The following is an 11,457-nucleotide window of genomic DNA, read 5'->3' on the forward strand; positions in this document are numbered from 1 at the left end:
CGCTTTCACTTCTTGATCCGGCTCGTGCACGAGCTGGCTGTAACTCACGCCGCGCAGCCGCTCCGTCGGCGAGGATTGTTGCAGCAAAGACAACGTCACCAACTGCCGCATACTTTGCAATTCCGTACGCAACTGCGCCATCTCCACATTGTCATTAGCAACATTCGTCTGGCGCTGGCCGAGCCAAAGCCCGAACAACAACATGGCCATTGCAAAACCGAATTGCCACGCTGGGCGCCGCGGCCACCAGCGCGCCAGCCAGCCATCTATGGCATCACGCACGCCGCTTGCCGGCTTTGCTTCCTGCAAGCCGTGTTGATAAGCCTCGAGCATGGCATAAAACCGCGGCCGCAGTTCCGCGCTCGGATGTTCGGCGGGCAGCGTTTTCAGATCCGCCCACAGTGCGCGCAAGCTTTCGGCCTCGGCTTGACAACCCGCGCAAGTCTCCAAATGTATCTGCAATTCCTTTTGCGCGGCGGCGTTCAGACTTCCCATGAGATAATCAGGAAGATGTTCGTTTGCTTGATTGCAAGTCATGGAGCATCTCATTTGTGTATAATTGTTTCGATCTGCCGCATCTCGACAAGCTCGCCGAAAATCGGCTTGGCCGTGGCCTTTCACACCATCGTGCGTGAATCCTGGTTTGGCCAGGATTGCCGGCATTATGCGGATTCAAACATGTTCGTCCGTCAGGCCGGCATAGATTTCTCTCAAATCCTTCAACGCGCGATGCACGCGCACTTTCACCGTACCCACCGCACAACCCAGCAATTGCGCGATTTCTTCATACTTCATCTCTTGAAAGCGGCTGAGCACCAGCACCTCGCGTTTATCAGGAGTCAGTTTTGCCAGCGCGGCATGCAGCAAATCTACTTTCTGATTTTCCTCCACATTCTCACTGGCAATCGGATCGAGGCTCAGCGGCTCGTCATCCTCCTCGTTAAAGCGCGTCTCTCTTCTGTTCTTTCTGAAATGGTCGACCCAGGCATTGCGCGCGATGCGATACATCCACAAGGCAAACTCGCTTTCGCCGCGATAGGTGTGGCGATACTTCAGCATGCGCAGGAAAACGTCCTGCACCAAATCTTCGCTGCGGGCGCGGTCGCTGGTTTGGCGCACAAAATAATTGTACAGCGCGAGATGATGCCGCTCGAACAACAAGCCGAGCTTGTTCACCTCGCCGTCACGCACGTGCATCATGATCTCTCGATCCGTCGGGGCATTCACGCGTTTCCGCCTTTTCCTTCGTCGTTTCACTTATAAACACCGCGCTGGGGGCGAAAAGGTTACAAAAAATCTGCGTGACGCGCAAGCAAATGGCTGAATAAACTTTAAGAATGCTGCATGAAACTTGGCACTTTGGCCTTGCTTTGGCAAAAAGTTTTTTTTACTGTAGCAGCCAACAAAACTGTGTAAAGCATAGCAGGCAAAATAATGGTTCGCTAGGATGATCAGGAAATAATTCTACCAGCAAGAATTTAGCTAAATGAACCCAGAACAAAAAAACCGCCCACAGAAATTAAGCTTTTTGAGTTCAATTCAGTGGGCGAAAACTTCAAACGGCTAAATTCTTACTTCTGCAAACAAATCATTCTGCTTTTTTGGGAGCAAAGATCAATATGACATTTCCCACTTTGACTGACATTCGCGCCGCGGCCGAGCGCATCAAGCCGCATGCGCATCGCACGCCGGTGATGACATGCGAGAGCATCGATCGCATGGTCAATGCTCAACTGTTTTTTAAGTGTGAAAATTTGCAGAAAATCGGGGCGTTCAAGTTTCGCGGCGCGTGCAACGCGGTGTTCTCGTTGAGTGAATCAGAACTGGCGCGAGGAGTTGCGACACATTCTTCCGGCAATCATGCAGCAGCCTTGTCGCTGGCGGCCAGATTGCGTGGCGCGCCGGCCTTCATCGTCATGCCTAAAACCGCGCCGCGTATCAAGAAGCTGGCGGTGGAAGGCTACGGCGGCAAGATTGTTTTCTGTGAGCCAACTCTGGCGGCGCGTGAAGCAACCCTGGCGCGAGTCGTGGCAGAAACCGGCGCAACCGTGGTGCATCCGTTCAATGATGAACGCGTTATCGCGGGACAGGGCACGGCTACGCTGGAATTGTTGCAAGAAGTGGATGATGTCGACGTTGTGCTGGCGCCGGTGGGCGGAGGCGGGTTGTTGAGCGGCACCGCCATCGCAGTTGCCGGGATTTCACCGCAAACAAAAGTAATTGCCGCTGAACCGGCCGGCGCAGATGATGCCTATCGTTCGCTGCAGGAGGGCAAGATCATGCCTTCGACCAATCCCAAAACGATTGCAGACGGCTTGCTCACCTCGCTGTGTGAATTGACTTTTGGCATTATTCGCGGTCACGTGCAACAAATCGTAACCGTCAGCGAGCAGAACATCATTACCGCGATGCGGCACATTTGGGAACGCATGAAAATCATCGTTGAACCTTCAGCGGCAGTTGTGCTGGGCGCGCTGTTGGAAAACAAATTCGATTTTGCCGGCAAGCGCCTGGGCTTGATTCTCTCCGGCGGTAATTGCGATTTGGAAAAGCTGCCCTGGCTGCCGCAGTGAGATTGTTGCGCATTCGACGAACTCCAACCCCGACACCTTTCGTCCACTGAATTCGAACTCCTACCAATGTGTCATCCTGCAAGGATCCTGTGAAGATTGGAGCACGGTACCATGTGCTTCACAGGGTTCCTTCTTCGAATGACACGCAGCATGCTCTCCACCTCCTCCTTTACACTTTCTTGACCTTCTGACTCCCAACCTTGGTGGCAGCTTGACGCCCCAAGATGTTATATTGCGGCAACAATTTCGGAGGTTTCGGCGTGGATATTTTCTATGTGCTGTTGCTGCTCCTGTTTCTTGCCGCTTCACTTGGGTTGATCAAGCTTTGTCAAAAAGGGAACGTGGACTTTCATGTCCGCAATACGCTCCGCGCGCGGTCAGAAGCAGGATAAAATCGCCGCGCTCGATGCCGGCGCGGATGACTATCTCACCAAACCGTTCGGCGTTGGCGAATTGCTGGCGCGGCTGCGGGTGGCGCTGCGTCATGCCGCCCGCGCGGCCGGCGAACCCGAAGATCCCGTGATCGTGTTGGGCGAATTGCGTATCGATCTGGCGCGGCGACAAGTGTTCTTGGCCGAAACCGAAATTCACCTCACGCCCATCGAATTCAAATTGCTCGCAACATTGGCAAAACATGCCGGCAAGGTTTTAACGCATCAACAATTGCTAAAAGAAGCGTGGGGTCAAACGCACAGCCAGGAAAGCCACAATTTGCGCGTTCATATCGCGCAGTTGCGGCGCAAACTTGAGGCAGATACCGCGCGCCCGCGCTATTTGCTCACTGAGCCGGGGGTGGGTTACAGACTAAGAGATGAAGGAGTGAAATAATGGCCAGAATCCATGACATCCAGTCGGTTGAAGCGGACGAGAATTATTTATACCTCGACGTTGACGGCAAATCGTATCGCATCCGATGGAAAGACTGTTCGTTGAGATCGGCAAATGCCAACCTGGATCAACGAAAGCGTTTTGAGGTTGCGCCCTCCGGCTATGGCATTCATTGGCCGGAGATCGACGAAGACCTGGCAATTTCGCCATTACTTCAACATGCCGAAACTTTGGGAATGGAAATTTTGGAGGCAAATTCCCAATAAAAAAGGCCCGAGTCATTCGACCCGAGCCTCTTGGCTGTGAGGGGGAGCCACAGTCGTTTGAACCGACATTCCGTGTCAGTACATTCCTTTTTTCTTCTGCCCTTTTCTTTAGCAAGCCGCGTGCCGAATTTTTGAGTCATTCACTTTTTACTAAATGAGCCTTTTCCCAGGCAATAAAACATTGACTTCGTTGCTCTTATTACGAGTGAGTACACAGTCCGCTCTGCTTTTTGAGAGCCCGGCTATTGTCGCGGCTTAATAAGGAATACGAATTCGAAATCATTCGTGTAATTCTGATACACAAATCGTAAGCCCTCCTGCCTCAGTCTTTGCGTGCCGTGACATTTTTGTGTGACGACAACATACTTTCCCGACGACTTTCTTTAAATCAACACATTTCTCACAAAAATGTAAGCGTTAGAAATCGCATTCCCCAAAATATTTTACCTTTTTGCAGCCCAAGGCCTGGCTTGTTTGAGCACGTTTGAATTTTGCTCACGAAACACGCAAAAAAGCGCGCAAACTTTTCGCAGATTTCGCATGTCTCGCGGGCCATACAAATTAATCTGTCTTGAGTTGGGACAGTCTCACAAATTTTACCGCCGCTGTGTCAATTCCGTGCGTTACAACTTGATGGGTTAAGCAGACGATTCCTCCGCCAACTCAAAAATTTCCTCGATGCGCTGGCCGAACAAGCGCGCCATTTTAAAGGCGAGCGGCAAACTCGGATCGTATTTTTCCGTTTCGATGGCGTTGATGGTCTGGCGCGACACCCCAAGCTTTTCCGCCAACTCTGCTTGCGACCAGTCGCGTTCGGCGCGCAGCACGCGTAGCCGGTTTTTCATAGTCTTGCCTCCTCATTCATAGCGTTTGCGCGCGATCGCTAATCCGATAAAATAAAACATCGTCAAAAATGGCCAGATGTGACGATAACTCCAATTCTCCGGCGAGAGCGGAACAGCCAGTTCCAGCAAGCCGAGCGTCATGATCAGCAGAATCGCCAGCGGAAACGCGATGACCAGCGCTTCGAGTTGGATGCGCCGCTCCAGCTCATCCAATGCCTTTAGGCCGCGAATAAATGAAAGAAGAAACAATGCAAAAACCGGAATCGGCAGCAACGCCACGGTTACGCGCAGCGGTTGCGCCAAATCAGGTTGCTTGAGCACGAGGCGCGCTATAAAATAAAGCACAAGAAAAACGGCAACTGCCAAAAGTGGTTTGGGAACGCGGCTGGCTTTTGTGGTCATGGCTATTCTCCTTTCTAGTAAAGTTTAATTGACACATCAATTATAAAGCAAGTTTGTCTATTTGTCAAGTATATTTTACTTATTGTGAAAAATTTTTTTCCTCAAAATGAGCAAAAATGAAATACTCGCCCGTGAAGAGATTAACCAAATGGTAAAAAGTGTTTTCTTAAAAAATTAATTATATTGATCTTGAATTTATTTTCAAGCCTGTGCAGGAATGAGATTTGGGATATTCTTATCAAATGAATTTTCAGGGTGGGAACGAGAGACGGGCGGGATCAACTCAAAAACGGCATGAGATGTTTCAGACAAATCTAAAAACTCAAACTCTGGCTGCGCCATTCAGCCTTTTTGTGCGTCTTGACCAAAATAATGCCAGCGCATACCCGCTGATGATGTGCCAGATTCCCCACCACGCGGCAATCAGCGCCATGCCGCCCAGGCCTTCAAAAAAATTAAAAATGAGAATCAACCCCAAACCGGAGTTTTGAATGCCGACTTCGATAGCGACGGCGCGCCGATCGCGCTCCGGCAAGCCCGTGAACCGGGCGGCGAGATAGCCGCTGGCCAGCGCAATGGCATTTTGCAAAAAAACCGCGCCTGCCACCAGGCCGACATAATTCAAAAAATTTTGCCAGTTCGCAGCCAATGCCGCGACGATGAATCCGCCGAAAAAAATCATGGAGAACATTTTCATGGGATTCTTCAGGCGCAAAGCGATTCCCGGGAAATTTTGCGAGAGAAACAGCCCCAGTGCCAGAGGCAATCCCAACAACAAAAAAATTGCGCTCATGAGATCGAGAGGATTCAAGGAAATCTCCTTGAGCAGCGTGCGTGTTGGCGGGTAAAGCGATCCCCACAGCGAAAAATTAAGCGGCGTCATCACCAGCGCGAACAGTGTGGAAACCGCCGTCATGCACACGGAAAGCGCGGTATTGCCGCGCGCCAGGTACACCAAAAAATTCGAAATGTTCCCGCCCGGACACGAGGCCACGAGCATCATGCCGAGCGCAGCGCTGGGCGTCGGCGAGATCGCCGTGACGAGCCCAAACGACAGCGCGGGCAAAAGCACGAATTGGCCGAGCAACCCGATCAGCATGGCTTTGGGAAAATCGAAAATCGCCTTGAAATCCGAGCGCCGGATGTCGAGCGCAATGCCGAACATCACCACGCCCAGGATGATATTCAAAAGCGTCAACATCGCGGGATCGAAGTTCAGGCGAATCTGATCGAGGGCGTTCAAGCAATCGACTTCCTTTTGTGCAAATCAGCAGCCGGTGTCACAGTGTAACCAAAGAGTGGGAATTTGCCGTTTCTGGTTACAGAGTTTTGGCCTGGAAAAACCATCAGACCGCGAAGGCTTTTTAAAAGCAAACCATTGTGGACAAAACCATTAAAATAAAAATTAAGCCACTGATTGGCACGGATTCTCACGGATTTTTGATTTTAGGCGGATTACCTATTCAAACATAGAATAAAATTCTGAAAGTTTATGGCGAATGATTTGTCGGCAGAACGATTCAAAATAATTCCGACAAATCATCCTGCCAGAGTTTTTGCGGAGATGCTCGGCGACTTCGGCGTATTTCGGTGGAAAACTTTATTGCCGATGATCACCGAGCTTCGCCGAACAGTTATTCGCTGCTGCGCAGAAGCTTTGATTTGAAGCTTGTCTGAAAATCGGGGTAGATTGTTACCCTGAAAAATATATCCCAACCTGAATGTCATTCTGAAAGAATCTTGTGAAAATTCGTTCTGGGCCGCATGCTTCAGAGGATTCCTTCAAATGACACATAAAACAGTTATATGAATTAAGGTAACCGTGCACTAGCTTTATCGTGTTCATTCGTAAACATTTTCATATCAGGTCAATTGACCGGTCACTTTTTGAGCGATTCTGCGCAGCGTGAGTCTGCTGCAGTGACCGGTCAATAACTAAACGCATTTATTTCAGCAAAGCAATATGCTTTTTCACCAGTTTCAGGTAGGTTTCTTTATGAACGTAATAGGCCATGCGCTCGAGCTTCATGTATTTGAAACCGCCGCTCAAATCCGTCATGGGATTGCTTTTGATGTTTTTGAATTCTGCGGCAGCGCGCGTTTGGCGTTGCGCGGCAAGAATGAAGCGCGCGATCAGCTCGGCCAGTTCATAACGGCCCTGCCAGCCGATGCCCGCCGCTTCGATCATTCCCAAAACAAAAAGATTGTCAAATTCAGGATGAAAAGCGTTGAGATACAATTGCGGCGTTGTGTCATGCCAGTTGAGATATTTTTTATCGATAAACGGATAATGCAGCTTGTAGCCGGTGGCCAGCACCACGAGATCGTATTCCGCAACACTGCCGTCTTTGAAATGAACACATTTGCCGTCAAAGCGCGCGATATCCGGCTTGACCGTAATGTCGCCGTGGCCGAGATGATATAAAATGAGTGAATTGACGATGGGATGCGATTCGTAGAGTTTATGATCGGGTTGGGGAAACCCGAGGCGTTGCGGATCGCCGGTGAAGAGCTTGAGCAACGCGCTGTCGATCTTTTGTTTGAGGCGCGGCGGCAGCTTGAGTTTGCCGCCGATGGTGTCCGCGGGTTTGCCGAGAACGAATTTCGGCACGAAGTGATAGCCGCGGCGCACGCTAATGGCCGTGTGTTTGGCATGATAAATGGCATCAACGGCAATGTCACAACCGCTGTTGCCTGCGCCCACAATCAACACGCGCTTGCTTGCAAAAACCGTGGGGCTTTTATATTTCGCGGAATGAAAAATCTCACCGGAAAAATTGCCCGCGATGGCCGGAATGTTCGGCTCCGAAAGTGTGCCGTTGGCAATGATCACACCGCGATAAATATCGGATTCGCCGGTGTGCAACGTGACGCGCCAGCCTTCACCTTCCGGCGCTACTTGCGCGACGGTGGTGTTGAAACGATAGTGTCGGTGCAGATCAAAATGTTTCGCAAACGCGCGAAAATACTCACGCATTTCTGTGTGGCTGGGATAATCGGCCGCGCCCTCTAGCATGGGAAACTCTTTGAACTCCGTCATCTTCTTTGAAGAAATCAGATGCGCGGATTCATAAACCGTGCTGCGCGGATTCTCGATATCCCACAAACCGCCCACCTCGCGATGCGCTTCGAGACCGACAAACGGAATACCGAAACGCTGCAAATTTCTCGCCCCCGCCAGGCCTGAAGGCCCGGCGCCGATGATCACATATTTGTCGATCAGATGAATTCTCCCTCACCCGGCCCGGAACGGCATCATAAAGCTGATAAAAAACCGATTGAAATAAAAACAAAAATCTCTTGATTGCAATGATACTTATTTTATCTTGTCAGCACTTCTTTCGGCGGTTAAATTAGACAACAATTGGGTAAAAGCTTCACTCTTCACTCTTCACTCTTCACTCTTCACTCTTCACTCTTTTTATTTCGCGCCTCGGCGCGACGAGGTTCTTTTTGGGAAAACGCAAACCGGGACAACCCTAGTCCAGGTTGCCCCGCCGCGAGTTCAGCGCAAGCTGAACGTTCCGGGCATCGCCACGCTTACAGGTTCTCAGGCCAATGCAAGCGCGCGAACGGTTTGCGGAAAACATGGTAATCAAATGCCTTTCAAAACGCAACAAGGAGGTGCGGGACTGGTTCACGATCGGTTTCGAACAAACACGACGGATGAACCACTTCAAACCAAAGGAGAAAAGAGATGACGAAAAAACTTCCGCGCTTGCTTTTGATTGGCGCATTCGCGATTCTGGTTCTCGCCTCCACGATGGGCGGGCACATTCCGATCACGCACAATCACAACAACTCCATTTGCTGGGGCTATGCCCAAGGCCGCGCCTTTGGCAAAGACGATGATGATGACGAATGCCCGGCTTCTGAAACTTGGGCGAACGCGATTGATGAAAACTATTTTCCGTTTACCGCAAGCTCGACCCTCAGCGGCCTGCAAGTGGGCGATATTGTAGTGTGGGCGGAAAACGGCGTGCGCGCCGGCTTGCAAGGACACGCGGCTTACGTGACTGCGATCAACGGCAGCGGCTTCAGCAACATTTCAGTTCGACAAGTGCCGTATGAAGGTGGAAGCCCAGAAAACAAGACAGTGGCTCAAGTCGTCACTTGGCAAGGCAGCAACCCCGTTGGCTATCATCGCGGCGGCACGCAGACGGTCGTGCTCACGTTCAAAAACAGCTTCAACGGCGGCACGATGTACGTGGGCAAAGATAAATTCGGCGAGTGGATTGAAGTTTACACGCAGCCAAGCGCTTCGAAATCCTATGCGCCATACAGCCAGCTTCAGTTCAAGGCCATTACACCGCAGTGGTATGGCGGGTATAAATGGATTTTTCAGGGATGGAGCAATGGACCAGCTACATTGGAGCAAACCATCAACGTACCCTCCAATGATCAAACCTACACAGCGAATTTTTTGGCTGAGTACCACGTCATCGCCCAAAACCAATTCGGCTCCTGTGTTTCTGGGAATCCAGGAACAATCAAAGTCGGCGGCACCAACCGTTCTTCGCCGTATGATGAAATCGTGATGCAGTATAATTCTACAACCCTCGAAGCCATTGACCAAACCTACAACGGCGTCGAATACGATTTCACGCAATGGTCGGACGGCAACACTTCGCGCCAACGCACGGTGCAGCCCAACGGCAACGTGACGCTCACAGCCAACTTCACGGTTGACCGCCCCAAGCCCATGAGCGATTACAATCTCCACGTCAGCAGCAGCGCGGGGCAATATATTTCCTTTGCATGGAATCAACATCCCGACGCCAACGTGAAATACCAAGTGTGGCGCAGAGAGAAGCCGGCGGGCGGCTCCCTTGGTCCGCCGGTTCTGTTGACCACGTTGAACAATAACGTGACCTCGTGGACCGATTATGATTATTTGATGACCAGCGGCTACACCGACGATTTGGTGGAGTACGATATTCGCAGCCATTATTCTTGCGGCGGCGTGACCAAGTCGGCGTATGAAAACTACATTACGGTGTTTGGCGACGGCGGCATTATTCCCAAGGCGGCTTCTGCGGATGAGGCAAGCCAGAATCCGAAGCAATACGGCCTTTCAGCTCACCCCAACCCGTTCAATCCTGCGACCACGATTAGCTACCAACTCGTCGAAGATGCCATGATTTCTTTGGCGATCTTCGACATGAACGGCAAGCTCGTGCGCAGCCTTGTCGAAAGTGAAAAGTCTGCCGGGCATTACAGCATCCGGTGGAACGGTGCGAACGATGCCGAACAAAAAGCCGCGAGCGGGCTATATGTCTATCGCCTGATCGCAACGCCGGTCAACGGCGGCCAAACGTTTCGCGCTTCCGGGAAGCTTTTGTTGACCAAGTAAAGGGTCTCAATCAATTTTGGCCGCGGCCGCAATGGTCGCGGCCAATTTTATTTTACACCCAAAGAATTCGAAACGCCCATGAACACATATAAAAACGAAACACTGAGATTGCTGCTTTTTGCAGCCTTGCTTGGTCAAATGACGATTGCAAGCTGCAAGAAGAAGCCAACAGAACCGGTTGAACAACCACGCAATCCGAGAGCATATGTCTGGAGTATCGACACGCTTTCTTTTCAAAACAGTTTCCAAACCTACATGTATCAAATTTGGGGCAGTAATTCGAATAAACTTTACACTGCTGGTCATAACGGCCATGGCGGGGGGAAAATGTATCAATATGACGGACAGAACTGGGAAGATGTCAAGCTTTCTACGGCGCAGGGAGGAAATATAATTGGCGCTATCGACCTGAGAGATATTATTGGCTTTAGTCCGAACGATATTTGGGCCGTGGGAGAACGGCTCAATTTCAATCCCAACCCGCCGCCCAATTTTCTCGATAGCAGCTTGGTCATTCGCTATAATGGCAGTGGATGGTTTGAAGTTAAAGACGCGGCTTTGTTGAAGGGCGGGGCTCTTTTGGCCGTTTGGGGAAATTCTTCATCCAATCTTTGGGCAGGCGGACGCAATGTTACTCTATTTCATTATGACGGCTTATCATGGCAAAAGCTCCTTCTGCCTATTACTCAGGAACCTAATTCCGAGGTTATGGTTCGCTCCATCGCCGGAACGCCAACAGGCGATAGGGTCTACATACTCATTAGAGGATTCGATTACAATACGATTCCTCAAAGCGAATACCATTACTTCGTCCAATACGCCAACAACGCCTTCACCATTGTCGACATCGACTCCGTCGTTGGCGGCCCTTACGACGTTGATTGGGGCCACCAAGCTCTTTGGTACAGTCCGTGGGATAAGCTCTATTCTGTGGGCGAGGCCACACTTTTCGAATGGACGGGCGAGCGGTGGAAATTCATCATGCGCTACAACGCGGAGTTGGAAAACGTTTTCGGCGCAAGCGCGGATAATTTTTACGTGGTGGGGCAATACGGCCAGGTGTGGCATTACAACGGAAAGGATTGGCATCAGTTCACGCAATTCGAAGCGCCGGACGTGCCGACCTACACCGGCATTTGGACCGACGGCAAGGAGGTTTTCATCGTCGGGCACAATACGCATGACACGCT

11 protein-coding genes are annotated in these 11,457 nt (G+C 50.9%); 5 read left to right on the forward strand and 6 right to left on the reverse strand.

Annotation, left to right across the window (positions count from 1 at the left end; translation table 11 throughout):
* Nucleotides 1-663: hypothetical protein (locus FBQ85_18760; protein ID MDL1877176.1), on the reverse strand; the 663-nt coding region annotated here is incomplete at its 3' end.
* A 9-nt stretch (nucleotides 664-672) separates the two neighbouring features.
* The gene (locus FBQ85_18765) at nucleotides 673-1,200 is read right to left on the reverse strand and encodes an RNA polymerase sigma factor (protein ID MDL1877177.1); all 528 of its coding nucleotides are present in this window, start codon (nucleotides 1,198-1,200) and stop codon (nucleotides 673-675) included.
* 419 nt (nucleotides 1,201-1,619) lie between these two features.
* On the opposite strand from FBQ85_18765, the gene FBQ85_18770 reads away from it, so the two are divergent.
* The 3 genes from FBQ85_18770 (at nucleotide 1,620) to FBQ85_18780 (ending at nucleotide 3,667) form a co-directional block, all read left to right on the forward strand.
* Nucleotides 1,620-2,573, forward strand: coding sequence for a pyridoxal-phosphate dependent enzyme (locus FBQ85_18770; protein ID MDL1877178.1), 954 nt, complete (start codon nucleotides 1,620-1,622; stop codon nucleotides 2,571-2,573).
* Nucleotides 2,574-2,924: 351 nt separating this feature from the next.
* Complete coding sequence (locus FBQ85_18775) at nucleotides 2,925-3,401, forward strand: response regulator (protein ID MDL1877179.1); 477 nt, start codon at nucleotides 2,925-2,927, stop codon at nucleotides 3,399-3,401.
* Nucleotides 3,401-3,667: a DUF2442 domain-containing protein gene (locus FBQ85_18780; protein MDL1877180.1), complete on the forward strand. Its 267-nt coding sequence runs from the start codon at nucleotides 3,401-3,403 to the stop codon at nucleotides 3,665-3,667. Before FBQ85_18775 ends, FBQ85_18780 begins: the two co-directional genes overlap by 1 nt.
* Before the next feature lie 638 nt (nucleotides 3,668-4,305).
* Here the strand turns inward: FBQ85_18780 and FBQ85_18785 are convergent.
* From FBQ85_18785 to FBQ85_18800, 4 genes are all read right to left on the reverse strand, one after another.
* Nucleotides 4,306-4,512 (reverse strand): helix-turn-helix transcriptional regulator, encoded by a 207-nt coding sequence (locus FBQ85_18785; protein ID MDL1877181.1) that lies wholly within the window; start codon nucleotides 4,510-4,512, stop codon nucleotides 4,306-4,308.
* A gap of 12 nt (nucleotides 4,513-4,524) precedes the next feature.
* A complete protein-coding gene (locus tag FBQ85_18790; GenBank protein ID MDL1877182.1) occupies nucleotides 4,525-4,914 on the reverse strand; it encodes a hypothetical protein in 390 nt (129 codons plus the stop codon).
* Between the two features lie 322 nt (nucleotides 4,915-5,236).
* The gene (locus FBQ85_18795; protein MDL1877183.1) at nucleotides 5,237-6,115 is read right to left on the reverse strand and encodes a bile acid:sodium symporter family protein; all 879 of its coding nucleotides are present in this window, start codon (nucleotides 6,113-6,115) and stop codon (nucleotides 5,237-5,239) included.
* Nucleotides 6,116-6,859: 744 nt separating this feature from the next.
* Nucleotides 6,860-8,143 (reverse strand): NAD(P)/FAD-dependent oxidoreductase, encoded by a 1,284-nt coding sequence (locus FBQ85_18800; protein ID MDL1877184.1) that lies wholly within the window; start codon nucleotides 8,141-8,143, stop codon nucleotides 6,860-6,862.
* 468 nt (nucleotides 8,144-8,611) lie between these two features.
* Between FBQ85_18800 and FBQ85_18805 the strand changes: the two genes are divergently transcribed.
* Nucleotides 8,612-10,267: a hypothetical protein gene (locus FBQ85_18805; GenBank protein ID MDL1877185.1), complete on the forward strand. Its 1,656-nt coding sequence runs from the start codon at nucleotides 8,612-8,614 to the stop codon at nucleotides 10,265-10,267.
* Nucleotides 10,268-10,375: 108 nt separating this feature from the next.
* On the forward strand, nucleotides 10,376-11,457 hold a 1,082-nt coding region (locus tag FBQ85_18810; protein ID MDL1877186.1), incomplete at its 3' end, for a hypothetical protein.

The organism is Cytophagia bacterium CHB2, from assembly GCA_030263535.1.
Lineage (GTDB): Bacteria > Zhuqueibacterota > Zhuqueibacteria > Zhuqueibacterales > Zhuqueibacteraceae > Coneutiohabitans.